Annotated in this window: 21 protein-coding genes; 15 read left to right on the forward strand and 6 right to left on the reverse strand. The window is 71.3% G+C overall.

Annotation, left to right across the window (positions count from 1 at the left end; translation table 11 throughout):
• Window positions 1-53 precede the first annotated feature (53 nt).
• The 3 genes from OG746_RS11935 to OG746_RS11945 form a co-directional block, all read right to left on the reverse strand.
• Window positions 54-2093 carry a M4 family metallopeptidase gene (locus tag OG746_RS11935; RefSeq protein WP_266714273.1) on the reverse strand — a complete coding sequence of 680 codons (2040 nt, stop codon included), beginning with the start codon at window positions 2091-2093 and terminating at the stop codon, window positions 54-56.
• A 277-nt stretch (window positions 2094-2370) separates the two neighbouring features.
• Window positions 2371-4248 (reverse strand): ABC transporter ATP-binding protein, encoded by a 1878-nt coding sequence (locus OG746_RS11940; protein ID WP_266714275.1) that lies wholly within the window; start codon window positions 4246-4248, stop codon window positions 2371-2373.
• The gene (locus tag OG746_RS11945) at window positions 4245-6077 is read right to left on the reverse strand and encodes an ABC transporter ATP-binding protein (RefSeq protein WP_266714277.1); all 1833 of its coding nucleotides are present in this window, start codon (window positions 6075-6077) and stop codon (window positions 4245-4247) included. Before OG746_RS11945 ends, OG746_RS11940 begins: the two co-directional genes overlap by 4 nt.
• Before the next feature lie 205 nt (window positions 6078-6282).
• On the opposite strand from OG746_RS11945, the gene OG746_RS11950 reads away from it, so the two are divergent.
• The 4 genes from OG746_RS11950 (at window position 6283) to OG746_RS11965 (ending at window position 10007) form a co-directional block, all read left to right on the forward strand.
• Window positions 6283-7203, forward strand: a complete 921-nt coding sequence (locus tag OG746_RS11950; RefSeq protein WP_266714279.1) for an ABC transporter ATP-binding protein — start codon at window positions 6283-6285, stop codon at window positions 7201-7203.
• Complete coding sequence (locus tag OG746_RS11955) at window positions 7200-7988, forward strand: ABC transporter permease (RefSeq protein WP_266714281.1); 789 nt, start codon at window positions 7200-7202, stop codon at window positions 7986-7988. Before OG746_RS11950 ends, OG746_RS11955 begins: the two co-directional genes overlap by 4 nt.
• Window positions 7989-8059: 71 nt before the next feature.
• The gene (locus OG746_RS11960) at window positions 8060-9349 is read left to right on the forward strand and encodes a sensor histidine kinase (protein ID WP_266718888.1); all 1290 of its coding nucleotides are present in this window, start codon (window positions 8060-8062) and stop codon (window positions 9347-9349) included.
• Complete coding sequence (locus OG746_RS11965; RefSeq protein WP_266714282.1) at window positions 9342-10007, forward strand: response regulator; 666 nt, start codon at window positions 9342-9344, stop codon at window positions 10005-10007. Before OG746_RS11960 ends, OG746_RS11965 begins: the two co-directional genes overlap by 8 nt.
• Here the strand turns inward: OG746_RS11965 and pchP are convergent, their stop codons facing one another.
• Window positions 10008-11114 carry a phosphorylcholine phosphatase PcpP gene (pchP, locus tag OG746_RS11970; RefSeq protein WP_323179584.1) on the reverse strand — a complete coding sequence of 369 codons (1107 nt, stop codon included), beginning with the start codon at window positions 11112-11114 and terminating at the stop codon, window positions 10008-10010.
• 134 nt (window positions 11115-11248) lie between these two features.
• On the opposite strand from pchP, the gene OG746_RS11975 reads away from it, so the two are divergent.
• Window positions 11249-12121: an AraC family transcriptional regulator gene (locus OG746_RS11975; RefSeq protein WP_266714283.1), complete on the forward strand. Its 873-nt coding sequence runs from the start codon at window positions 11249-11251 to the stop codon at window positions 12119-12121.
• A complete protein-coding gene (locus tag OG746_RS11980; protein WP_266714284.1) occupies window positions 12118-12573 on the forward strand; it encodes a VOC family protein in 456 nt (151 codons plus the stop codon). The genes OG746_RS11975 and OG746_RS11980 overlap by 4 nt, the downstream gene beginning before the upstream one ends.
• Here the strand turns inward: OG746_RS11980 and glgX are convergent.
• A complete protein-coding gene (gene glgX, locus OG746_RS11985) occupies window positions 12563-14833 on the reverse strand; it encodes a glycogen debranching protein GlgX (RefSeq protein WP_524540402.1) in 2271 nt (756 codons plus the stop codon). The two genes, OG746_RS11980 and glgX, sit on opposite strands and share 11 nt — an antisense overlap.
• 146 nt (window positions 14834-14979) lie before the next feature.
• Between glgX and OG746_RS11990 the strand changes: the two genes are divergently transcribed.
• From OG746_RS11990 to OG746_RS12020, 7 genes are all read left to right on the forward strand, one after another.
• Window positions 14980-16200, forward strand: a complete 1221-nt coding sequence (locus OG746_RS11990; protein WP_266714288.1) for a L,D-transpeptidase — start codon at window positions 14980-14982, stop codon at window positions 16198-16200.
• 154 nt (window positions 16201-16354) lie between these two features.
• Window positions 16355-17542, forward strand: coding sequence for a L,D-transpeptidase (locus OG746_RS11995; RefSeq protein ID WP_266714290.1), 1188 nt, complete (start codon window positions 16355-16357; stop codon window positions 17540-17542).
• 102 nt (window positions 17543-17644) lie between these two features.
• Window positions 17645-18412, forward strand: coding sequence for an enoyl-CoA hydratase/isomerase family protein (locus tag OG746_RS12000; RefSeq protein ID WP_266714292.1), 768 nt, complete (start codon window positions 17645-17647; stop codon window positions 18410-18412).
• A gap of 294 nt (window positions 18413-18706) precedes the next feature.
• A complete protein-coding gene (locus OG746_RS12005) occupies window positions 18707-19210 on the forward strand; it encodes an ATP-binding protein (RefSeq protein WP_323179586.1) in 504 nt (167 codons plus the stop codon).
• 54 nt (window positions 19211-19264) lie between these two features.
• Window positions 19265-21229, forward strand: coding sequence for a zinc ribbon domain-containing protein (locus OG746_RS12010; RefSeq protein WP_266714296.1), 1965 nt, complete (start codon window positions 19265-19267; stop codon window positions 21227-21229).
• Window positions 21230-21273: 44 nt separating this feature from the next.
• Window positions 21274-22188, forward strand: coding sequence for a MerR family transcriptional regulator (locus OG746_RS12015; protein WP_266714298.1), 915 nt, complete (start codon window positions 21274-21276; stop codon window positions 22186-22188).
• Between the two features lie 46 nt (window positions 22189-22234).
• On the forward strand, window positions 22235-22447 hold the full coding sequence (locus OG746_RS12020; protein WP_266714300.1) for an EF-hand domain-containing protein: 213 nt from the start codon (window positions 22235-22237) through the stop codon (window positions 22445-22447).
• 48 nt (window positions 22448-22495) lie between these two features.
• Here the strand turns inward: OG746_RS12020 and leuA are convergent, their stop codons facing one another.
• Window positions 22496-24202 (reverse strand): 2-isopropylmalate synthase, encoded by a 1707-nt coding sequence (leuA, locus tag OG746_RS12025; RefSeq protein ID WP_266714302.1) that lies wholly within the window; start codon window positions 24200-24202, stop codon window positions 22496-22498.
• Window positions 24203-24389: 187 nt separating this feature from the next.
• On the opposite strand from leuA, the gene OG746_RS12030 reads away from it, so the two are divergent.
• Window positions 24390-25094, forward strand: a complete 705-nt coding sequence (locus OG746_RS12030; RefSeq protein WP_266714304.1) for a FadR/GntR family transcriptional regulator — start codon at window positions 24390-24392, stop codon at window positions 25092-25094.
• A gap of 73 nt (window positions 25095-25167) precedes the next feature.
• The gene (locus OG746_RS12035; RefSeq protein ID WP_266714306.1) at window positions 25168-25869 is read left to right on the forward strand and encodes an NADPH-dependent F420 reductase; all 702 of its coding nucleotides are present in this window, start codon (window positions 25168-25170) and stop codon (window positions 25867-25869) included.
• Window positions 25870-25874 lie beyond the last annotated feature (5 nt).

Raw genomic sequence — 25874 nt, forward strand, 5'->3', positions numbered from 1 at the left:
CGGGGCCCGGGGCTCTGCCCCGGACCCCGCCCCCCTTGGGGCTCAATTGGTGCTTACGGGAACGTCAGCTTGAAGCTGTTGATGTAGCCCGTGTCCTGGGGGCCGAGGTCCTGGACCTTCAGCTTCCAGGTGCCGTTCGCGGTCTCCGCGGAGGCGTTGACCGTGTACGTGGTCTGGATGTTGGGCGTCGGGTCGTACGCCGAGCTGTGCAGCCGGTATGTGCGGCCGCTCGGGCCGACCAGGTCCACCTGGAGGTCACCGCTCCACGTGTGCACGATGTCGACGCCGACCTTCAGGGTGGAGGGCGCCGCGCCGCTCACGCCGGTGACCGCGACGGACGACGTGACGGCGGCCCCCGGGGAGTCGGGGATCGTCACGTTCGCGTCGTTGGTGAACGTCTTGCCGGTGCCCGGGTCGCCGCCGCCGGACCGGGCGCCTACGGCCACCCCGGCCCACGCGTCCTGCACGGCCTTGTACTCGGCGGACGTCGTCCCGTACAGCTCACCGGCGGCCGCGAGGGTACCGGTGCGGGCGCCCGCGTAGTTCGTCGTCGACGTGAACTTCGTGGACAGCGCCTTGAACCAGATCAGCGCCGCCTTGTCGCGGCCGATGCCGGTGACCGGAAGGCCGTCGGAGGTCGGCGAGTTGTAGGTCACGCCGTTGATCGTCTTCGTTCCGCTGCCCTCGCTGAGCAGGTAGAAGAAGTGGTTCGCCGGGCCCGACGAGTAGTGCACGTCGACGCCGCCGATGCCCGAGTACCAGGCGTCCTTGGACGCGCCGTCCTTGCTCGGCTTGTCCATGTAGCGCAGCGGCGTCCCGTTGCCATTGATGTTGATCTTCTCGCCGATGAGGTAGTCGCCCACGTCGGTCGAGTTGTTGGCGTAGAACTCCACCGTGGAGCCGAAGATGTCGGACGTCGCCTCGTTCAACCCGCCTGATTCACCGGAGTAGTTGAGGCCCGCGGTGTTCGACGTGACGCCGTGCGTCATCTCGTGCGCGGCCACGTCGATCGACGTCAGCGGGTGCGTGTTGCTCGTGCCGTCGCCGTACGTCATGCAGAAGCAGCTGTCGTCCCAGAACGCATTGACGTACGCGTTGCCGTAGTGGACCCGGCTGTATGCGCCGACGCCGTCACCGCGAATGCCGGACCTGCCCTGCACGTTCTTGTAGTAGTCCCAGGTCAGCGCGGCGCCGTAGTGCGCGTCGGCGGCGGCCGTCTCGGTGTTGGTGGCGGCGCCGTTGCCCCACACGTCGTCGGCGCCGGAGTAGAGGGTGCCCGTCCCCGACGTGCCGCGGTTCAGGTTGTACGTCTTGTGGGCGCCGCGGGTGGTGTCGTTCAGCGTGTACGAGGAACCGGACTGCGCGGTGCCGAGGGTGACGGTGCCGCTGTACTGGGTGTTGCCCGTGCCGGTCTCGATCGCCTGCCACTCGTGGAGCTTCTTGCCGGTGGTGGCGTCGGTGATGACGTGCAGCTGGTTCGGGGTGCCGTCGTCCTGGAGGCCGCCGACGACGGTCTCGTACGCGAGGGTGGGCTGCCCCTTGGTTGCGCCCTGGCCGAGCCAGACGACCTTGCGGGGCGCCTTGTCGGCCTCGGTCTTCTTCGAACCGTCGGCCTTGGCGAGCTTCAGGGCCTGGGTCTCGGCGGTGGCCGGCTTCACGTCGGGGGTGGTGTCGACGTTCTTGAGGTCGGCCTTGGCGGCCTTGGTGACGTCCTTGGCCTTGCCGGACTTCGTGGCTTCGACGATCAAGTCGCCGCCCAGGACGGGGAGTCCGCCGTAGGTGCGCTCGTAGCGGGTGTGGGTGGTGCCGTCCTTGTCCTGGAGGACGTCCCGTACGACGAGCTTCTCCTGCTTGCCGAGGCCGAGGTCCTTCGCGGTGTCGGCCTTGCCGGCGTTCGCCTCGCGTATCAGCTCGGCGCGTTCGGCGGGGGAGAGCTTGGCGGGGAGGGAGCCGGGGTCGGCGCCGGTCGCGTCCGCGGTGGCGGGGAGGGTCTGGAAGGTGACCGTCAGCAGGGCGGCGACGGTGCCGGCGGCGATGGCCGTGGCCCGGCGTCGGGGTGAGCCGGGTCTGAGGGAGCCTGTGTTCTTGCGCAACGCTGAACTCCTTCTGCATGGCCGCGAGTTGGGTGTGCGGCCAGTGGGGAACGGGCGGCGGGTGGCCGGCCCGGCAGAGCGCAGTGCGGAGTGGTGCGGTTCGGAAGCGTGGCATTGGGCGGGTGGGTGTGTCAGGAGCCCGTCAACATGTTGGCCGGAAATCGTTCGGTCTCCGGTGGGGGCCGTTCGATAACCGTTGAACCGATCAAGCCCCGCCGGCGATTGAGGCGCGGGGTCCGGGGCAGAGCCCCGAGACCGCAACACACGTGTGGCGAGATCAGCCGACGACGCTCTCGCGCCATGCCCGGTGTAGGTCCGCGAACTCGCCGGTACCCGCGATGAGTTCCTCCGGTGACCCGTCCTCGACGACCCGGCCCTCCGCCATCACCAACACCCTGTCCGCGATCTCCACCGTCGACAGGCGGTGGGCGATGACGACGGCCGTGCGGCCGTGCAGCACCGTTTGCATGGCCCTTTGCACCGCACGCTCCCCGGGGATGTCGAGGGAGCTCGTCGCCTCGTCGAGGATCAGGACCGCGGGGTCGGCGAGGAGGGCGCGGGCGAAGGCCACCAGCTGGCGCTGGCCCGCCGAGATCCGGCCGCCCCGCTTGCGGACGTCCGTGTCGTAGCCGTCGGGGAGCGCCGCGATGAAGTCGTGGGCGCCGATGGCCTTCGCGGCCTGTTCGATCTCCTCGCGGGTCGCCTCGGGGCGGCCGATCGCGATGTTCTCGGCGACCGTCCCGGAGAACAGGAACGCCTCCTGCGTCACCATCACCACGCTGCGCCGCAGCTCGGTGTTGGAGAGTTCGCGCAGGTCCATGCCGTCGAGGAGGACCTCGCCGTGCGAGGGGTCGTAGAGGCGGGCGAGGAGTTTGGCGAGGGTCGATTTGCCGGCTCCCGTCGAACCGACCACCGCCACCGTCTGTCCGGCCGGCAGTGTCAGGTCGAAGCGGGGGAGGACCTCGCCGCCGGTGCGGTAGCCGAAGGAGACCGACCGGAAGTCGACCTCGCGGCCCGGCTGTTCGCTCTCCCGGGCCGTCAGGGAGCGCGGCGTGGCCGGTTCCGGTACCGAGGGCGCCTGGACGAGGAGGCCCGCGATCTTCTTGAGGGACGCGGCCGCGCTTTCGTACGCGTTGAGGAACATCGCCAGGCGGTCGATCGGGTCGTACAGGCGCCGGATGTAGAGCACCGCCGCCGCCAGTACGCCGAGTTCGAGCGTGCCGCCCGCGACCCGGTACGCGCCCCACAGCACCATGCCCGCCACCGCCGTGTTCGCGAGCAGCCGGGAGCCGATCACGTAGCGCGCCATCTCCAGCATCGCCGTGCCGTTGGACCGCTCGTGCCGGTGGTTGAGGCGCGCGAAGTGCTCGTCGTTGGCCTGTTCGCGGCGGAAGGCGCGTACGGGGCGGATGCCGTTCATGGTCTCGACGAACTTCACGATGACCGCGGCGATCGCGGAGGAGCGCTCCGCGTACGCCCGCGCCGCCCGCTGCCGGTACAGCTTGATCATGACGTACAGCGGCGCGAAGGACAGGGCCGCGACCGAGCCGATGCCGAGGTCGAGCCAGAGCAGCATCGCCGTGATGTAGATCGATCCGACGACGACGTTGACCAGTTCCTGGAGGCCCTCGCTGAGCAGTTCGCGCAGCGCCTCGACGTCCGTGGTGGCCCGCGAGATGACCCGGCCCGACGTGTACCGGTCGTGGAAGTCCACGCTCAGCGCCTGCGCGTGCCGGAAGATGCGGCCGCGCAGGTCGACCAGCACGTTCTGGCTGACGACGGCGGAGAGCCGGATGTACGCGTACACGAAGGCCGCCGAGCCGACCGCGCAGAGCAGGAAGCCCGCGCCGACCGCGACCAGCGGCCCGTAGTCGTGCGCCCGGAACGCGGGGACCGCGCTGTCGATGGCGTACGCGACGATCAGCGGGCCGGACTGCACGGCGGCCTGTTGCAGGAGCAGGGCGAGGACGGTGAGGGCCACCATGCGGCGGTGGGGCGCGAGCAGCGAGCGCAGCAGGCCGCCCGTCGCGCCCTCGGGTGTCGGCAGGTCGTCCTGGTCGAACGGGTCGCCGGGGGAGGGGAGTTGGATGTTCTCCGGGTCCTGGGCCTCGCCCTGCGTGCCCGTCTTGTCGTTCGGCTTCGTGGTCGTCGTCATACGCGTTCCGTCTCCGTCCCCGAGCCCGTCTCCTCGGTGTGCTCGCCCGACATCAGATGTCTGTACTCGGCGTTCTTGCGCAGCAGTTCGTGGTGGGTGCCCACCGCCGTGATCCGGCCATCGGACAGCAGCGCCACCCGGTCGGCGAGCAGCACCGTGGACGGCCGGTGCGCGACCACGAGCGCCGTGCTGTCGGCGAGCACCCGGCGCAGCGCCGCCTCCACCGCGGCCTCCGTGTGCACATCGAGCGCGGACAGCGGGTCGTCGAGGATCAGGAAGCGGGGCGTGCCCACGACGGAGCGGGCCAGGGCGAGGCGCTGGCGCTGGCCGCCGGACAGGCTCAGGCCCTGCTCGCCGACCTCCGTGTCGACGCCGTGGGGCAGCCGGTTCACGAACCCGGCCTGCGCGACGTCGAGCGCCTGCTCCAGCTGCGCGGGTTCCGTGGCCGCGGGGGCGCCCATCAGGACGTTCTCCGCGACCGAGGCGGAGAACAGGGTGGGCTCCTCGAACGCCACGGACACCAGCTCGCGCAGCTCGGCGCGCGGCATCGCCGTGATGTCGCGGCCGTCGAGCGTGATGCGGCCCTCCGTCACATCGTAGAGCCGGGGCACGAGCGCGGTGAGCGTGGTCTTGCCGCAGCCGGTCGAGCCGACGAGCGCCATCGTCTCGCCCGAGCGGATGTGCAGGTCGACGCGGGCGAGGGTGGGGGTGGAGTCCTCGGCGGCGTCGGGGTAGCGGAAGGCGACGCCCTCGAACCGCAGCCCGTCGTCAGCGTGTTGGCCCGCGTCCGGGGCCGCGTCCGCATCCGCGAGGACGCGCGGGTCCTCCGGATCCGAGTCCATCACCTCGAAGTACCGCCGCGTCGCCGTCGCCGCCTCCTGGCTCATCGCGAGCAGGAAGCCGATGGACTCGATGGGCCAGCGCAGCGCGAGCGCCGTCGACAGGAACGCGACGAGCGTGCCCGCGGACAGCGAGCCGTCGGAGACCTGGATCGTGCCGATCACCAGGGCCGCCCCGAGCGCCACCTCGGGAAGCAGCGTGATCACCGTGAGGATCCCGGCGAGCAGCCGCGCCTTGACCAGTTCCGTGCCGCGCACCGTGCGCGCCAGGTCGCGGAAGGCGCGCGCCTGGCTGCGGTGCCGACCGAAGCCCTTGATGACGCGGATGCCGAGGACCGACTCCTCGACGACCGTCGTCAGATCGCCGACCTGGTCCTGGGCGCGCCGCGAGGCCTTCGCGTACCCGCCCTCGAAGCGGTAGCAGAACGCGATCAGCGGGACGGCCGGGGCGAGCAGCACGAGGCCGAGCCCCCAGTCCTGGACGATGAGCACGGAGAGGCCGGCCAGGATCGTCACCCCGTTGACGATCAGGAACGTCAGCGGGAAGGCGAGGAACATCCGCAGCACCATCAGGTCCGTCGTGCCGCGCGACAGCAACTGGCCCGAGGCCCACCGGTCGTGGAAGGAGACCGGGAGCCGCTGCAGATGCCGGTACAGATCGGCCCGCAGCGCCGCCTCCACCCCCGCGAGCGGCCGCGCCACCAGCCATCTGCGCAGCCCGAACAGGAGCGCCTCCGCGATGCCGAGCGCGAGCAGCACCCCGGCGCCCAGCCACACCCCGCCCGGGTCCCGCTCGGTCACCGGGCCGTCCACGATCCACTTCAGGACCAGCGGGAAGACCAGCGCCAGACACGACGCGAGCACCGCCACGAACGCCGCGCCCGCCCACCGCGCGCGCACCGGACGCACGTACGGCCACAGCCGCAACAGCGTCCGCACGGCGGAGAGTTGACCGGTCGTCTCTGTGGTGGCACGTGTAGTCGTCGGCATCAGGGGCGAGCCTACGGTTTGCCACTGACAACGCCCACCGAGTTTCGGACGGTACGACTCCGGGGGCCGGTGGTCGTACCGTCCGACCCTGGTGGTCGTACCGCTCGGCCCCGGTGGTCGTACCGCCCATCAACCGATCGGTTGATGCGTGCTCGAGCGCGTTGGCCGATGCCCCGGCAGGGCCCGCGCGGCGACGCTTGATGCCATGACCACCACCACAGCACCGCTCATCGAGGTCGCCGGGCTGCGCAAGACGTACGCCGGGCGGGCCGTCGTCGACGGGGTGTCCTTCACCGTCGGCGAGGGCGAGATCTTCGGGATCCTCGGGCCGAACGGCGCGGGCAAGACCACCACCGTCGAATGCGTCGAGGGACTGCGCGCGGCCGACGAGGGGCACGTACGGGTCGCGGGGCTCGACCCCGTACGCGACCACGCACAGGTCACCGGGATCCTCGGCGCGCAGCTCCAGGAGAGCGAGATCCAGCCGAAGCTGACCGTGAAGGAGGCGCTGGAGCTGTATTCCGCCTTCTATCCCGCGCCCCTCGACTGGCGGCCGCTCGCCGACCGGCTCCGCCTCACCGACAAGCTCGGCACCCGCTTCGCGAAGCTCAGCGGCGGACAGAAGCAGCGCCTGTTCATCGCGCTCGCCCTCGTCGGCAACCCCCGCGTCGTCGTCCTCGACGAGCTGACCACCGGGCTCGACCCGCGCTCGCGCCGCGACACCTGGGAGCTCATCGAGGAGGTGCGCGACAGCGGCGTCACCGTCCTCCTCGTCACGCACTTCATGGAGGAGGCGCAGCGGCTCTGCGACCGGATCGCCGTGATCGACAGGGGGCGGGTCGCCGCGCTCGACACCCCGGCGGGCCTGATCAGCCGGGCCGCCGGGTCGACCGTCATCTCGTTCACCCCGTCCGCGCCGCTGGACGAGCGCGCGCTGGCCGGGCTGCCCGGGGTCACCTCCGTGGACCACAAGGACGGCCGCGTGACCCTCAACGGCACCGACGAGACGGTCACCGCCCTCCTCAGCTTGCTCGCACGCCAGCACATCACCGCCCACCAACTCCGCGTGTCCGACGCCACGTTGGACGACGCGTTCCTCGACCTCACGGGAGCCGGCCAGTCATGAGCACCGTCACCGCGCCCACCACCACAGCCGTCCCGGCCGACCGGGCATCCGTCGACCGGGCCGTCCTCAAGGCCGAGTTCACGCTGTTCCGGCGCGAGGCAGGCAGCCTCGTCGGGATTCTGCTGTTCCCCGTCGTCCTGCTCGTGATCCTCGGCTCCATCCCGGCCTTCCGGGAGACCGACGCGGGGCTCGGCGGCATCCGGCTCGTCGACGCGTACGTCCCCGTCACCGTGCTGCTCGGCATGATCGCGGGCGGCATCCAGTCGATGCCGCCGATCATCACCGGGTACCGCGAGCGCGGCATCCTGCGCCGGATGTCGACCACGCCGGTGCGGCCGACGGCCGTCCTCGGCGCGCAGATGGGCATCCACGGCGTGGCCGTCCTCGTGTCCGTCGCGATCTGTCTCGCGGTCGGCCGGCTCGCCTTCGACGTGGCGCTGCCGCGGCAGATCGCGGGCTATCTGCTCGCCCTCGTCCTGTCCGTCGTCGTCTCCCTCGCCCTCGGCGCGGTGATCGCCTCCCGGGCCCGTACGACGAAGATCTCCAACGCGATCGGCTCGGTCGTCTTCTTCCCCGCGATGTTCTGCGCGGGCGTCTGGCTGCCGGTGCAGGCGATGCCGGACACCCTGGCCCACATCGTCGAGCTGACGCCGTTCGGCGCCGCGGCGCAGGCCCTCAACCAGGCCGCGGCGGGCGACTGGCCGGCCTGGTCGCACCTGCTGGTGCTCGCCGTCTGGGCCGTGGGCCTGACCGGCGTGGCCGCGCGCTGGTTCCGCTGGGAATGACCGGTCCGCCGGCAGTGACCGTTCCGGTGGCAATGACCTTGGAGGCGGGTGTGGTCGCGCAGACTGTGGACATGGACGAGCGGGACACACCGGAGGCGGGGGACGAACTCGGCCGCGCCGTGGAGGACGTCGAGCAGCGGTGGCGGGACTTCCACCGCCTCTCCCCGCTGACCCTGCTCGGCATCGGCGTGCTGCTCGCGGTGGCCACGAACACGATGTTCAAGGTGAGCGACACCGGCTGGTACGCGATGGTGGGGCTCGTCGCGGGCGCCGCGGTCCTGGAAGGGATCGCCATCCGGGCCGGCCTCGCCCGCAAGGGTCCTTCGGTGGCGGGCACCGTCTACTACGGCCTGCGCTGGGCGCTCGCCTTCGGCCTGGCCTGGATCAACCCGCTCTTCGCCTTCTACGCGGCCATCGGCTACTTCGGCGCCGACCGCTTCCTCCTGCCCCGCCTGGTCAAATTCGGCCTCGCCGCGTCTGCCGTGATCCTGGCCGGGTCCCAGTCCGGCGGCCTGCCGCCCGAGAACGCGGGGCAGTGGGCCTTCTTCGGCGCGCTGTACGCGATCAACATGGCGCTGGTGGCCGCCATGGTCCACCTCGACTCGAAGGAGCGCGAGCGCACCCTCGCCCAGGTCGCCACCATCGCCGAGCTGGAGCACACCAACCGGGCGCTCCAGGACGCGCTCGACGAGAACGCCGCGCTCCAGGCCCAACTCCTCGTCCAGGCGCGGGAGGCGGGCGTCTCCGACGAGCGCCGCCGGCTCGCCGCGGAGATCCACGACACCATCGCCCAGGGCCTGACAGGGATCATCGCCCAGCTCCAGGTCGTCGCGAACACCCCCGACCAGGAGCAGGCCCGCGAGCACCTCGACCGGGCCGCGGACCTCGCCCGGCACAGCCTCGGCGAGGCCCGCCGTTCCGTGCACAATCTGGCGCCCGCAGCCCTGGACGACGCGACGCTCGCCGAGGCCCTGAAGAAGACCGTCGCCGACTGGTCCGCCCGCACCGGCGTCCGCGCCGACTTCACCCTCACCGGCACGGCGGAGCCGCTGCACGAGGAGATCGGGGCGAGCCTGCTGCGGATCGCCGAGGAGGCGTTGTCCAACGCGGCCCGGCACGCGGCCGCCACCCGCGTCGGCGTCACCCTCTCCTTCATGGCGGGCGAGGTCACCCTCGACGTGCGCGACGACGGCCGCGGCTTCGACCCGCTCTCCGTACCGGCCCGCTCCGGGGCCGGCGGCTTCGGCCTCGACGGGATGCGGGCCCGCGCCGAGCGGCTCGCGGGCGGCGTCACGGTCGAGTCGGAGGAAGGCGGCGGCACGGCGATCTCCGCTCGCGTACCTTTGGTGCGCCATGACTGACCCTGCGCCCGACTCCGTGACCGGCCCCGTGATCACGCTCCTGATCGTCGATGACCACCCCGTCGTACGGGACGGTCTGCGCGGCATGTTCGAGTCGACCACCGGTTTCACGGTCCTCGGCGAGGCGGCGAACGGGGTGGAGGCCGTCGCCCGCGCCGCCGCGCTCGACCCGGACGTCGTCCTGATGGACCTGCGCATGCCGGGCGGGGGCGGCGTCGACGCCATCAAGGAGCTGACCCGCCGCGGCGCCCGCTCCCGCGTCCTGGTCCTCACCACGTACGACACGGACTCCGACACGCTGCCCGCGATCGAGGCGGGCGCCACCGGCTATCTGCTCAAGGACGCCCCGCGCGAGGAACTCTTCACGGCAGTACGGGCCGCTGCCGACGGCCGCACCGTCCTCTCACCGGCCGTCGCGTCCCGCCTGGTCACGGCCGTGCGCACGCCCGCCGCGCCCGCCGACGAGACCCTCTCGGCCCGCGAGCGCGAGGTCCTGGTCCTGGTGTCCAAGGGCACCTCGAACAAGGAGATCGCGCGCGAGCTGTTCATCAGCGAGGCGACGGTGAAGACCCATCTCACGCACATCTACGGCAAGTTGGGCGTGAAGGACCGCGCGGCCGCGGTGGCGGTGGCGTACGACCGCAGGATCCTCGGCTAGCTAACGGATCTGCTCAGGAGTCACGGTCACCCATCGCTTGTCGGCGGTGACCTTCTGCCCGAGCTCCTTCTGCCGCTTCACCCCGTCCGCCTTCATCCCGTTCAGCTCCTTCATGGAGCTGTCCTTGCGGTTGACCCAGACGCGGACGCCGCCGTGCGCCACGTCCACCGACCGGAACAGCATCGGGCCGTCGCTCTTGGGTGTGTCCCCGGCCGCGAGGATCGGCTTCTTCCAGGCGTCGATGTACGTACTGATGGCGGCGGGCTTGCCCTCGTACCAGGTCGCCGGGGCCCACAGGTTCGGCGTCAACTCCCGGTCCTCCAGGGCCTTTTGGTCGAACGTCCCGGCCGCGATCTCCTTGCGGGAGCTCGTGACGTCACCCGTCTTGCGGTCCTTGAGCAGGGCGGCGACCCCGAGCACGTTCTCGGGCTTCACGTCGTAGCCGTACTTCGGGTCGCCGAGCACCATGCGGACGAGGTCCTCGCTCGCGGCGCTCACCACGTACACCTCGATGCCGTGCGAGCGCAGCGCGTGGTACAGCTCCCGCATGCCGTCCGAGAACTCCGGCGGCTTCGCACCGCCCGGCAGCGGCTTGTCGTACGCGAGCAACTCGTCGACGTAGCCCTTGAGTTGCTTGAGCGTGAACCCGGAGAAGATCTGCGCCGCCCACGGATAGCAGACCTGGTCGTCGACCTCGCACAGCCGGTTGTAGTACTCGGTCAGGGTCTCCTTGTGCGTGGCCGTGTCCTTGAAGGGGATCACCTTCAGCGACGGGTCCATCGTGTCCCGCGTCAGGACGCCCTTCATCTCCAGGAAGGGCAGCAGCGACTCCTCCAGGTCGTTGCGATACGTCGTGTTGTCCGCGTCGAAGGTCGCGTACGCGCCCTGGTGCTCGTGCGCCGCGATCACCCGGGCGAGCTGCTTGGCCTGCGGTCTCGGCCAGTGCTTCAGTTGGGCGGCCACCGCGCGTACGTCACCGGAGGTGGTGGCGGAGGCGTCGGCGCCCGGCCACAGCACGGTCGTGGCGAGGGCGGCGGCGAGGGCGGCGCCCGCGGTGGCGAGCAGGAGGGGCTTCTTGCGCAGGGAGTCTGCCTTGGTGAAGTTCACGACTGGCCACCGTAGGGCGGGCAGGTGCCGCCCGCCATGATCGAATTCACCGTGTGTGACCGGCATGTACCCGGCGGGTACGGGTAGCCGACAGGCGCCCGGCACGGCAGCGCGCCGGACCCCATACTGAAGGCATGAGCACCGGCTCCCAGGAGTTCGTGCGCGCGACGCCACGGCCCGGCGGCCCGATCGTCTCAGCGGTCGGCTATCGCACCCGTGGCCTGCCTCCCGCGCTCCACCGCGGCCTGCCCTCCCCGTACCTCACGGTGATCTTCACCCTCGACGAGCCGGTCGTCGGCGGCCACACCCCCGAGGAGGCCCTGGGCCCCGACGCGGTCCGTACGGACATCGTCGTGGGCGGGCTGCACCAGAGCCCCGAGTTCATCGCGCAGTCCGGGTCCGAGGGCGGCATCCAGCTCGCCGTGCACCCTCTCGCGGCCCGCGCGCTGCTGGGGGCGCCCGCGGCCGACCTCGCGGGGCCCGTCGCGGTCGAGGGCGCGGACGTGCTCGGCCGGACGGCGGCGCTCGTACGGGAGGAGCTGGCCGAACTGGACGACTGGCGGGCCCGCTTCGAGCTCGTCTCCGACTACGTGACGCGGCGGACGGCCGAGGACCCGCTGGCCGGCGTGCGCCCCGAGGTCGCCGAGGCGTGGACCTGGCTCGCCCGGCACCGCGGCGCGGGCACCCTGAAGGGGCTCGCCGCGCACGTCGCCCTCAGCGAGCGCCGCCTCACCACGCTGTTCCGCGCCGAGACGGGCCTCAGCCCCAAGCAGGCCGCCCGCCTGATGCGCTTCCAGCACGCGAAGGCCGCCGTCGTCCGCGCCGTGGCCGCGGGCGCCCCGCCGGACCTGTCCCGCGTCGCCGCGGAGCACGGGTACTGCGACCACTCGCACCTGGTCCGCGACTTCCGCCAGTACACGGGCCTGAGCCCGACCGGCTGGCTCGCCGAGGAGTGCCGAAACATCCAAGCCGGGGGACACCACAACGGCGAAGACTCGGAGCCATGAACACCACACAGAGCACCCAGCAGAGCACCCAGCAGACACCCCGCGAGCCCGCCGTCTGGCCCACCCTCCAGGCGACCGACGCGCCCGCGCTCATCGACTTCCTCGTCGGCACCGTCGGCTTCCTGCGCACCGCCGTCTACGAGGACGGCGACCGCGTCGCCCACGCCCAGCTCGACTGGCCCGAGGGCGGCGGGATCATGCTCGGCTCCCACAAGCCGGACGCCGAACCGGGCACCTGGTGCGTCGAGCCGGGCACCTTCGGCGGCTACGTCGTGACCGCCCGGGTCGACGAGCTGTACGAGCGGCTCGTCGACGCGGGCGTCAAGATTCTCCGCGAAATCGAGGACCAGCCGTACGGCAGCCGCGAGTTCGCGATCACCGACCCGGAGGGCAACAAGTGGTCCTTCGGCACCTACGCGGGGGAGCCGCGACCCCAGGGCGCTAGCTCCTGACCTTCAGGAGCAGCACCGTCCTGGCCTCCACCGTGACCGTGGCGCCGGCCTCGTGCAGCACGGCCGGCGCCGCGCCCTGCTCCTCCTCGCCGGTGTCCACCACCACCTCGTACGACCGGGCCCAGGGTTCGCCCGGCAGCACGAAGCTCTCGGCCCGGTCGCCCGCGTGCAGGACCGCGAGGAAGCTGTCGTCGGTGATGGGCTCGCCGCGGGCGTCCCGGCCAGGGATGTCGCGCCCCGACAGATACATGCCGACCGTGGCGGCGGGCGCGTACCAGTCGCCCTCCGTCATCTCGGTGCCGCGCGAGGTGAACCACGCCAGGTCCCGCAGCCCGTCCGCCGAGTGCGCGCGCCCCGAGAAGAACGCGCGGCGCCGCAGCACGGGGTGCGCGTGCCGCAGCGCGACGAGCCGTGCGGTGAGCGCGAACAGCTCCCGGCAGCCGGGGTCGTCGAGAAGCCCCCAGTCCACCCAGCTGATCTCGTTGTCCTGGCAGTACGCGTTGTTGCTGCCGCGCTGCGTGCGCCCGAACTCGTCGCCCGCCACCAGCATCGGCACCCCGGTCGACAGCAGCAGCGTCGTCAGCAGATTGCGCAACTGCCGTCTGCGCAGGGCCCGTACGCCCTCGTCGTCGGTCTCGCCCTCGACGCCGCAGTTCCACGACCGGTTGTCGTGCGTGCCGTCCCGGTTGCCCTCCCCGTTGGCCTCGTTGTGCTTCCGCTCGTACGACACGAGGTCGCGGAGCGTGAAGCCGTCGTGGGCGGTGATGAAGTTGACCGAGGCGTAGGGCCTGCGCCCGCCCCATGCGTACAGGTCGCTCGACCCCGACAGGCGATACCCCAGGTCGCGTACGTCGGGCAGCGCGCCGCGCCAGAAGTCGCGGACGGCGTCCCGGTAGCGGTCGTTCCACTCCGTCCACAGGGGCGGGAAGGAGCCGACCTGGTAGCCGCCCGAGCCGACGTCCCACGGCTCGGCGATCAGCTTCACCCGGCGAAGCACCGGGTCCTGCGCGATGACCGCGAGGAAGGGGGAGAGCATGTCGACGTCGTGCATGGAGCGGGCGAGCGCCGCGGCCAGGTCGAAGCGGAAGCCGTCGACGCCCATCTCCGTGACCCAGTACCTGAGCGAGTCCGTGATCAGCCTCAGCACCTGCGGCTGCACCACGTGCAGCGTGTTGCCGCAGCCCGTGTAGTCGGCGTAGCGGCGCGCGTCGTCCTGGAGGCGGTAGTAGCCACGGTTGTCGATGCCCTTCAGGGACAGCATCGGGCCCAGCTCGCCGGCCTCCGCCGTGTGGTTGTAGACCACGTCGAGGATGACCTCGATCCCCGCGTCGTGCAGCGCCCGCACCATCCGCTTGAACTCACCCACCTGCTGCCCGCCCGTGCCGGACGCCGCGTATCCCGCGTGCGGGGCAAAGTAGCCGATGGAGTTGTAGCCCCAGTAGTTGCGCAGGCCCCGGCGCAGCAGATGGTCCTCGTGCGCGAACTGGTGCACCGGAAGCAGCTCCACCGCCGTCACCCCGAGATTCACGAGGTGCTCGATCGCGGCGGGGTGCGCGAGCCCCGCGTACGTACCCCTCAACTCCTCCGGAATCCCCGGGTGTTGACGCGTGAAGCCGCGCACGTGCACCTCGTAGATCACCGAGTCCGCCCAGGGCGTCTTCGGGCGCCGGTCGTCCACCCACTCGTCGCCGGACGCGTCGTCGTGCACGACCACGCCCTTCGGGACGTACGGCGCCGAGTCCCGGTTGTCGCGCACCGTGTCGGCCACATGCTGCTCGGGCCAGTCCCGTACGTGCCCGTAGACCTCGGGCGGCAGCCCGAACTCGCCGTCCACCGCCCGCGCGTACGGGTCGAGCAGCAGCTTCGCCGGGTTCCAGCGGGCGCCCGTCCACGGGTCCCAGCGGCCGTGCACCCGGAAGCCGTAGCGCTGTCCCGGAAGCACTCCCGGCACGAAGCCGTGCCAGATCTCGTGCGTCAGCTCGGTGAGAGCGGCCCGGCGTTCACGGCCCTCCTCGTCGAACAGGCACAGCTCGACGGACTCGGCGCCGCCCGCCCACAGGGCGAAGTTGGTGCCGGCCACACCCTCCGGTCCGACCCGGAAGCGGGCGCCGAGCGGCACGGGCGTGCCCGGCCACACCGGCTCCAGCGGGGACACGTGCTCCCGCTCGCGGCCGCGACCGGTGAACGGGGCGGGCAGCGCTCTGCCATTGCCCGCGCGCGGCGCGCTCTGAACTGCCTCCTGCTCGGGTGCGCTCGACACCTGACGGCCTCCCGCGGCTCCACGACTCATGGGCAGCGGGGCGTGCGGCGTCCCGGCCGCGCTCCCCCTGCTTCCTCCCACTGTTCTGCCCAGAGCTTCGCTCGCACTCACGTTTCCCCAGCGGGGGGCACGTCGTTGGCTCTGGCGTGAGAACAGCTGTGAGGCGTGCGCGGCACGCAGGGGCGACCTTGGGCGCCGTACTGACCTGGGCAGGACTGATGGGCACGCTCGCCGGATGCGGCGGCGACACGACGTTCGGAAAGCCGCGGTCCGCGAAGGAACTGATCCGGGTCACGCCCGACGACGGGGCGAAGGGCGTACGGGCGGGCGGAAGGCTTCAAGTCACCGTTCCCGAGGGCCGGTTGGAGTCGGTCAAGGTCGTCAGGGTCCAGGACGCGCAGGAGCGGTCCGTGCCGGGTCGCCTGGAGCGGGACTCGATGCGCTGGCGCCCCACGGGCCCGGGTGCGGACCGCCTCGCGCTCGCCGCGCAGTACAAGGTCGACGCGGTCGCCATGGACGGCCACGGGCGCCGGGTGGCCCGGCACACCACGTTCAAGACGTACGTTCCCGGCAAGCGCTTCATCGGCTACGTCACGCCCGAGCACCGGGCCCAGGTCGGCACCGGCATGATCGTGAAGGTCGCGTTCAACCGGGAGATCGAGAACCGGGCCGCCGTGCGGCGCGCGATCAGGGTCACCGCCGAGCCCGGCGTGGAGATCGCCCCGCACTGGTTCGGCAGGAGCCGCCTCGACTTCCGGCCGAAGAACTACTGGAAGCCGGGCACCGAGGTCACCGTCGACCTGGGCCTGCGCGATGTACAGGCGGCGCCCGGCGTCTACGGCCTCCAGGACAAGGCGTTCACGTTCACGGTGGGCCGCAGCCAGGTCAGCGTGGTGGACGCGGCGTCGCACACCATGCGCGTGCACAGGCGCGGCAAGCCGATGGAGACCGTGCCGATCACCGCGGGGGCGCCGGGCTCGACGACGTACAACGGAAAGATGGTCGTCAGCGAGAAGCTCGACGTCACCCGCATGGACAGCCGCACCGTCGGCTTCGGCGGCGAGTACGACATCCCGGACGTCCCGCACGCCATCCGGCTCACCGACTCCGGCACGTTCCTGCACGGCAACTACTGGTCGGACGGCGTCTTCGGCCGCAGCAACGTCAGCCACGGATGCGTAGGACTGCGCGATGTGAAGGGCGGCGGCTCCCGGACCCCCGCCGGCCGCTTCTTCGGCCGCAGCCTGATCGGAGACGTGGTGGAGGTCAGGAACAGCGCGGACAAGGAGGTCGCGGCCGACAACGGGCTGGGTGGCTGGAACATGGACTGGACGCGCTGGAAGGCCGGGGGAGCGGTTACGTCCTAGCCGAAAGTCGGGCATCCTGCCCGCTGTTGGGACTGAACGGTGACATCTCTGGGGATCCGTTCTCCCAGGTCGTGTGGTTATCTTTCGCAGTGCGCGCGTTGCAGGCGCGGTAGTGCGGGCCTTGGGGGCAAGGCCGTGCGAGGGGAGAAAGATCTTGAACGGGCGACGACCGATATCCGCGTTTCTGCTGGGAACGGCACTCTTCCTTGTCACCGCATGTGGCGGTGGTGGCGGTGGATCGGGTGACGACAAGGGGGATTCCGGCCAGGCGGCCGACAAGGAGTCGCAGGCCGTGGTGGCGGTGGCGCCCAAGAACGGCGCCGACGGCGTCGCGACCAGCGGGGCCCTGAAGGTCACCGCGGACAAGGGCAAGCTGACCGAGGTGAAGGTCGCCGACACCAAGGGCAACGAGGTGCAGGGCGCGATAACCGGCGGCGGCAGCAGCTGGACCCCGGCGCGGCACCTCGCCGCGTCGACCGAGTACAAGGTGCACGCGGTCGCCAAGGACAAGGCCGGCCGCGAGTCCGCCAAGGACTCCACGTTCACCACGCTCACCCCGAAGAACACCTTCATCGGCACGTTCACCCCGGAGGACGGCTCGAAGGTCGGCGTCGGCATGCCGTTCTCGATCCGCTTCTCGCGCGGCATCACGCACCCCGAGGACGTCGAGAAGGCGATATCGGTCAAGGCCGAGCCCTCCGTCCCGGTCGAGGGCCACTGGTTCGGCAACGACCGCATCGACTTCCGCCCGGAGAAGTACTGGGCGAAGGGCACCGAGGTCACGGTCAAGCTGAACCTCGACGGCGTCGAGGGCCGGCCCGGTGTCTACGGCAAGCAGGTCAAGACCGTGAAGTTCACCGTCGGCCGCAGCCAGATCTCCACGGTCGACGCCAAGACCCACATGATGACGGTCAAGCGCGACGGCGAGACCATCAAGAAGATCCCGATCACCACGGGCAAGCCGGGCTACGAGACCTGGAGCGGCACGATGGTGATCAGCGAGCGGCTGCGGGTGACCCGCATGAACGGCGAGACGGTCGGCTACGGCGGCGAGTACGACATCAAGGACGTCCCGCACGCCCAGCGCCTGACCGACTCCGGCACGTTCATCCACGGCAACTACTGGGGCGGCGGCACCTTCGGCAACGTCAACTCCAGCCACGGCTGCATCGGCCTGCGCGACGTCCGCGGCGGCTACGACAAGAAGGTCCCGGCGGCCTGGTTCTTCGACCAGTCGATGACGGGCGACGTGGTGGTGGTCAAGAACACCCACGACAAGACGGTCGACGCGGGCAACGGCCTGAACGGTTGGAACATGTCTTGGGCGGACTGGAAGAAGTAGACACCTTCAGCCTCGCCGGCGATTGAGGCGCGGGGTCCGGGGCAGAGCCCCGCGACCCTGCCGCCGGTGGCCCGCACCCATCCGCTGGGTACGCTGCGCCGCATGACCGTTCACCTTGAAGTAGCCGACGGCGTCGGGACCATCCGTCTGGACCGCCCCCCGATGAACGCCCTGGACGTCGCCGTCCAGGACCGCATCAAGGAACTCGCCGAGGAGGCCACGACCCGGGACGACATCCGGGCCGTGGTCGTCCGCGGCAGCGAGAAGGTGTTCGCGGCCGGCGCGGACATCAAGGAGATGCGGGACATGGATCACGCGGCCATGGTCGCGCGCTCCCGCGGACTGCAGGACTCGTTCACCGCGGTCGCCCGCATCCCGAAGCCCGTCGTCGCCGCCGTCACCGGCTACGCGCTGGGCGGCGGCTGCGAACTGGCGCTGTGCGCCGACTTCCGGATCGCCGCCGACAACGCCAAGCTCGGGCAGCCGGAGATCCTGCTCGGCCTGATCCCCGGCGCCGGCGGCACCCAGCGCCTGTCCCGGCTCGTCGGCCCGTCCAAGGCCAAGGACCTGATCTTCACGGGCCGCCAGGTGCGGGCCGACGAGGCGCTCACCCTCGGGCTCGTCGACCGGGTGGTCCCCGCGGCCGAGGTCTTCGACGCCGCGAACGCCTGGGCGGGGCAGCTTGCCAAGGGGCCCGCGATCGCGCTGCGGGCGGCGAAGGAGTCGATCGACACGGGCCTGGAGACGGACCTCGACACGGGTCTGGCGATCGAACGCAATTGGTTCGCAGGCCTGTTCGCCACACAGGACCGGGAGACCGGGATGCGCAGCTTTGTGGAAGAAGGCCCGGGTAAGGCGAAGTTCGCCTGACAGGTGTCCGGTCGCCCCTCGGACGACCCGTCAATTGCCTTTCAGGCAAACCGAGTTGATCAGTTCGCTCGTTCGGGGAGCATTATCCCAACCTTAAGCGAGCCTTAAGCGCGTTCGGCCGCAAACGATCAAATGCGACCTTCACGCGCGGAGTTGTCCCAGGTCAGCCCGGGTGTAAACACCCCTGTACTGCCAAGGGCATATGCCCAAACGGCCCTCCGGAACGAAGCGTTCCGGGGGGCTTATTCCGTCGGAACGGCCCCACGAGGGGCTCCATGGCCCCATCATGGAGCCATGGCGGGGCTTGAGGGTGTGGAACAACCGCGGCGGCACGGGAGTGCGACCGCGGCGCGCTGGTCTCCCGCGGTCGAGGACGAACACGCCCTGAGGGCACTGGAGTTGTTCGGAAATCCGGCCGAGGCGGAGGTGTCACTGCCGTCGCGCCCCGAGTCGGCCGCGACCGCACGACGGCTCGCACAGGTGGTCGTCCTGCGCCACTGGGGCCTCTCCCCGAAAATGACCGAGGACGGCGTCCTGCTCGTCTCCGAGCTCGTCGGCAACGCGGTGCGGCACACCGGTGCCCGCCACTTCGGCCTGCGCATGCTGCGCCGCCGCGGCTGGATCCGCATCGAGGTGCGCGACCCGTCCCGCGGCCTGCCCTGCCTGATGCCGGTGCACGAGCTCGACATCTCCGGGCGCGGCCTCTTCCTCGTCGACAAGCTCTCCGACCGCTGGGGCGTCGACCTGCTGCCGCGCGGCAAGACGACCTGGTTCGAGATGCGCGTCGCCGACCGCTGACCCCCGTATGTCTGCGTACATAGCCATTCGCATACGTGAGGGGCGCCGCGGGGTGTGGACCTGACGACCGGCGAAGCCTTGGGTGAGGCGGGAGTGGTGGAGCGGGCCGGCTGGCTCACCACGCTGGTCGGCGAGATGGTCGAAGGGTTGGTCAGCGCACACTGGACACAGGCTGATCTGGCTCAACTGGCCTCCGGAGTCGACCGGTTCGGGGTGGCGTTGCCGTCGCAGGCGTGGATGGCGTTGCGCCGCCTGGGCTGGGGTTCGGTGGCACCGGAGGGTGTGTACGTGTCCGATCGGGTGGCGCGGATGGTGCAGGAACAGGCGGGCCGGGTCTTGAGGTCGGCCTGGTGGCGCGCCCAGCTTGCCGATGCGGTGCTGGCGACCTGGCCCGCCGATCCCGACCGCCGCACGACGCAGGAGTGGGAAGCGCTGCGGGCCGCGCTGCCCGATGGCAGCGGTGCGGTGGCATCCAGTGTGCTGAAGGCCCGCACCCGGCAGATCGCCGCCCACAGGGCCCGGCACGACTCGCTTCCGGCGGGGCTGACCGAGTGCGAGGACGTCCCGCGGGTAGGTGGGCAGGTGCTGCTGGCCGCCGTCGACCGTCGGATGGCCGTTCTGGAGCGCTGCGATCAGGACCCGGTCCGCTATGCGGTGCTGACTGTGCGGCTGCCAGTGCGGCCCGACCCTATGACCCGGACAGACTGGCATCCGGTGCGTCTCCGTTTCCGCCTGCCTCCGCATGTCCCCGCGGCCGCGGTGCTGTGCCCGCCCACCCTGCGGATCCGCCAGGGCCGCCTGCTGCTGGACGTGCCCTACGCCCACCCGGTGCCCAAGACCGAAAAGTCGGGTCATCGGGTGGCCGTGGCCTTCGATTGGGGACTGAACACCCTGTTCACCGGCGGCCGCCTGCACCTCTCCGACGAGGCCCAGCCCCGCGTGGTCACCGAGAGGCGGCCGCTGTTCTTCCGCGCGGACGGGGTGCTGGCCAAGACCGACCGGCTGCGCGTCCAGGGCGAGCACCTGCATACCCGCATCACTGCGCTCGATACCCTGACCGCGTCCCGCACCGCACGCGGCCTGCCCCCGGATCCGTGGGTGCGCGGCAAGCTTTCCGTTCTGGAGGCGGAGCGGGAGCGGGTCGGCCGCAAGCGGTCTCGCCTCAACGCGCATCTGGCGCGGGCGGCGGCCCGGTTCATGGTCGACCACGCGCGGGCGGCCGGGGCGAGCGTCATCTATCTGGAGGATCTGCGGGACATGGAGGCCCGCGGCAGGGGCCGCACGCTGAACACTCGGCTGTCTCAGACGGTGCGCGGCGCGATCGTCACCCACGCCCGGCATCAGGCCGCCGTCCACGGCATCGCGGTGGTGATCGTCCCGCCGCGCGGCACGTCGAAGTACTGCCCGCGCTGCCTCACCGCCTTCCGTCACCACCGCGCCCCGGATGACCCCCGCCCCGGGTGGGCGTGGGCGAGCTGCCCGAACACTGCCTGCGGGTACAGCACCGGCCGGGATCAGGCCGCCTGGCAGCGGATCGGTGCCCGCGGGCTGACCCACCAGCACGCCACCTGCCCCGATCGCACCAGCGGCACCTATGTGATCCGCGGCGTCATCGAGGCCCTGGACCGCGCCAGTGCGGTCCACCCGCAGACTCCGGACCGCACCAAGAGCGGTCCGACAACCAGACGCCCTGTGCCCGGCAAGCGGCGCAGGGTCCCCGCCCCACCCGATACCCCCACCCCCGCCCCGGCGGGGACGACGGGTCCGGGTGGCAAGCGTCCGGCGGGGCGGCTCCCCACGCACCCGACACGCCGCAGCCAGCGGTGGCCACGGCAGCAGGGCCCGACCACGATTGGCACCCCTACACGGCCACCCCGGCCGAGCGGGGCACGACTCGGGGCAGGCTTCCACCGCCACGCCCACACCACACCCACCCGAAGGCAGAGGTGGCCGTGGCCGAGTCCCCCTCCCGGACCATCCCGAACACCCGGGATGACTCAGGAAACCCAAGCCAATTAGAGACGCTTGAGTCTCCACCCACTGGAAGGCCCAGACTCCTCGACATGATCGACGACGGCCCGCAGCTGCTCACGATCGGACAGCTGGCACGCCGCACCGGCCTCACGGTGCGCACCATCCGGTTCTGGTCCGACGAGGGCGTACTGCACCCCATGGCCCGCAGCGAGGGCGGCTACCGGCTCTACGACGCCGAGTCCGTGGCCCGCCTGGAGCTGATCCGCACCCTGCGCCAGCTGGGCCTCGGCCTGGACGACGTACGGAAGATCCTTTCCGGGGACCGGGACATCGCGTCCGTCGCCGCCGCGCACGTGGCGGCGCTCGACGCGCAGATCCAGGTGCTGCGGCTCAACCGGGCCGTGCTGTCGACCGTCGCGAAACGCAATTCGAGCGCCGAGGAGATGGCCCTGATGAACAAGCTGGCACGACAGTCCGCCGCCGAGCGCAAGCGGATCATGGACGACTTCGCCGAGGAGATGCTGCACGGCCTGGACACCGTCGACCCGGCGGTCCAGGAGCGGATGCGGAACATGAGCGCGGGCCTGCCGGACGACCCGACGCCCGAGCAGGTCGACGCCTGGGTGGAGCTGGCCGAACTGCTCCAGGACCCGGCGTTCAAGGCCCGCATGCGGCAGGCCACCGAGTACAACGCGGCCGACCGCACCCCCGAGGACGCGGCCGGCTCGTCCATGGTGTTCCTGCAGAAGCTGGTCGCGCTCGCGGGCGACGCGGTGCGGGACGGGATCGACCCGCAGTCGACCGCCGCGGAGCCGGTGTTGCAGGAGTTGCTCGGCGACGCGGACCGGTCCGCCGTCCTCGACCGGCTGCTCGCCACGATGGACGACAAGGTGGCCCGCTACCGGGAACTCCTCGGCGTTCTGAAGGGCGGCACCCCCGAGCACCCGTACCGCGAGGAGTTCGCCTGGGTACTCGCCGCACTGCGCGCTCACGCCTCCGGATAATCTGACCCCCGTCAATACGGCAGTACGAAAATCGAGGGGTGACCCGGTGGCGGACATCGAGGAAGCACGCAAGGCGTTCGATCGGTTCGACGCGGACGGCGACGGCTTCATCACGGCGGCCGAGTACAAGAGCGCCATGGCGCAGATGGGCGACTTCAACGTCACGGACTCCGTGGCCGAGGTGCTCATCGCCGGGCAGGACGCCAACGGGGACAAGCGGCTCTCGTTCGACGAGTTCTGGGCGAACCTGAACAAGTGAGCCCGGACACCAGTGGGGCGTGCGCGCGGCGCACGCCCCACCGGTGTCTCACGCCCCGGCCGCGGCCCTGTTCACCGCCGACAGCACCGCCCGTACGGAAGCGGCCAGCACCGACGTGTCACGGCCCGCGCCCCACACCGGCACCCCGCCGACCCGGCAGTGCGCGAACGCGACGGTCTCGGCCTCCCGCCCCGCCGTCAGCGCGTGCTGGGTGTAGTCCAGGACGTCCACGTCCCGGCCGGCCGCCGCGAGCGCGTCCGCGAAGGCCGCCAGCGGGCCGTTCCCCTTGCCCTCCAACTCCCGTGCCGCACCGTCGACTTCGAGCGTGCACGTGAAGCGGTGCACGGCGCCGTCCTGCCGCGCCGACCAGCCGTCGGCGAGCGCCACGGGCCCTGTGACATTCAGATAGGCCGCACGGAACAGGGCGTACAGCTCGTCCGGCTCCGCCTCGCGGCCGCTGTCGTCCGTGGCCTCCTGCACGATCCGCGCGTACTCGGGCCGCAGCGCCCGCGGCAGGTCGACGCCGTGGTGCTCCTTCAGCAGATACGCCATCCCGCCCTTGCCCGACTGCGAGTTGACGCGGATCACGGCCTCGTACGTACGCCCCACATCGGCCGGGTCGATCGGCAGATACGGCACGTTCCACGGCTCGTCCGGGTGCGCGGCGCGGTGCGCGAAGCCCTTGGAGATGGCGTCCTGGTGGGTGCCGGAGAAGGCGGTGTAGACGAGTTCACCGCCGTACGGGTGCCGGGGGTGCACCGGCAGCCGGTTGCAGAACTCGACCGTCTCGCGCACCGCGTCGATGTCCGAGAAGTCGATCATCGGGTCGACGCCCTGCGCGTACAGGTTCATGGCGAGGGTGACGAGATCGACGTTCCCCGTCCGCTCGCCGTTGCCGAACAGGCAGCCCTCCACCCGCTGCGCCCCTGCCAGGACCGCGAGTTCGGCGCAGGCGACGCCGGTGCCGCGGTCGTTGTGCGGGTGCACGGAGAGGATGACGGACTCGCGGCGGGCGAGGTTCCGGTGCATGTACTCGATCTGGTCGGCGTACACGTTGGGCGTCGAGATCTCGACGGTCGTCGGCAGATTGTGGGTCACCGGGCGCTCGGGGCTCGCGTCCCACAGCTCGGTCAGCCCGTTGCACACCTCCAGGGCGAAGTCCGGCTCGGTGACGTTGAAGGTCTCCGGGGCGAACTGGAAGCGGATGTGCGCGTCCGGTCGGGCGTCGGCGAGGCGGGCCATGTGCGCGGCGGCCTCGCGGACGGTGCGCTGGATCTCGGCCCGCGTCATGCCGAGCACGACGTCGCGCCACGTGGGGGAGGTGGGGATGTAGAGGTGCACCACGGCGCGCGGCAGCCCCTCGATCGAGGCGAAGGTCCGCTCGATCAGATCCGGCTTGGCGGGCGTGAACACGACGGGGGTGACGTCATCGGGCACGGCGCCCGCCGCGACCTGCTCGACCAGGTGACGTACGAAGTCGAAGTCCGTCCGGCTCGCCGACGGATAGCCGATCTCGATCTCCTTGAAGCCCATCCCCACCAGCAGATCGAAGAAGCGGCGCTTGCGGGCGGTGTCCATCGGCTCGGCGAGCGCCTGATTGCCGTCGCGCAGATCGACGGGCACCCACAGCGGCGCCTCTGTGAGCCGCTTCGACGGCCAACTCCGGTCAATCGCAGGGATGTTGACGCGCTCGTGGTCGGGCCGGTAGCGGTGATACGGCATCGGGCCCGGGGTCTGCGGATTCCAGCGGTACATGGTGGCTGAGGCCTTCCTCGGCTCGGTCGTGCGGGGACGACCGGCAGCACGGCACCCCGCGGCGGGGTGCCGGTCGCGTCAGGCCCCGCCGCGGCAGCCGAGAAGAAGGAGTCCGCGGAACATGCCCGCTAGACTAGCCACACCTCAGGTCCTCAGACAAGTACTCCTCAGACAAGTTGGTGATCCCGTGTCGTCGCCGACCGGCCCCCTCCGTCCCAGCCCGCTCGTCGAACAGGCCGCGGAGCGCCTTCGCGCCCAGATCGCCGACGGCGCCTGGCCCCTCGGCACCCGCCTGCCCGGCGAGACCACACTGGCCAAGGACCTCGGCGTCGGCCGCTCCACGGTCCGCGAGGCCCTGCGCGCGCTCACGGGCCAGGGGATGCTGCGGCCGAAGCAGGGCGCGGGCGTCTTCGTCACGGCGCTGCGCCCGGTCGAGGACTGGCCGACCCGGCTGCGCCGCGCGGCGGTCGCCGACGTCTACGAAGTCCGTACGCTCCTGGAGATCCAGGCCGCACGCCTCGCCGCCGAGCGCCGCACGGACGAGGACATCGCCGCGATGCGGGCCGCGCTCGACGCACGCAGGGGTGCGGCCGGCGGCCCCGGCGGCGCGTTCGTCGACGCCGACATCGCGCTGCACGCCACCGTTGTCGCGGCCGCCCGCAACCCGGTCCTCACCGACCTCTTCGCCGAGTTCGCCCCGGCGCTGCGTGAGGCCCTGGTCGACCTCCTCGCGCTGGTCGACGTACAGCAGGCGGAGCAGGACCACGGGGACGCGGCGCACGCGGATCTGGTCGAGGCGGTGGCGGCGGGGGACGCGGAGGCGGCGGGGCGGGCTGCGCGGGACGAACTGACCGTGATGCAGGGGAAGTTGGCCTCGCGGGAGGCCGAGTGAGCCCGATTGGCCCGTTTGGGGGCGGTCTGGGAATAGCCCGCGGGACCTCCCGGTTCGCAGTCCACGTAGATACGTGCGTGAATCCGCTGACCCCGAAGAGCAAGGGCACGACATGAAGATCGGCATCATCGGCGCGGGCAACATCGGTGGCAACCTCACCCGGCGCCTCACCCCCGTCGGCCACGACGTCCACGTCGCGAACTCCCGCGGTCCCCACACCCTGACCGCACTGGCCGAGGAGACCGGCGCGACTGCCGCCACGATCGAGGACGCGGTGCGCGACGCGCAGGTCGTGGTCGTCACGATCCCGCTCAAGGCCGTGCCGAACCTGCCCAAGGGCCTCCTGGGCACGGCGGCCCCCGACGTCACCGTCATCGACACCGGCAACTACTACCCGCAGCAGCGCGACGGGAAGATCGCCGGGATCGAGGACGAGGGCCTGACCGAGAGCCGCTGGACGGAGCGGCAGCTCGGCCACCAGGTGGTCAAGGTCTTCAACGGCACCTACGCCCACGACATCCTCGACAAGCCCCGCCCGTCCGGCGACCCGCAGCGCGTCTCCCTGCCCATCGCGAGCGACGACGCGGCCGCGAAGCAGGTCGTCTCGGCGCTCCTCGACGAGATCGGCTTCGACACCGTGGACGCCGGCGGCCAGGACGAGTCCTGGCGCCAGCAGCCCGGCACCCCGGTCTACGGCCTCGCGTCCGACGCGGCGGCGGTGCGCAAGGCGCTGGACGCGGCGTCCCCGGAGCGCACGGCGGAGTGGCGGGCCTGACCGCC

The sequence above is a fragment of the Streptomyces sp. NBC_01016 genome (genome assembly GCF_026341035.1).
In the GTDB taxonomy this organism is placed as follows: Bacteria; Actinomycetota; Actinomycetes; order Streptomycetales; family Streptomycetaceae; genus Streptomyces.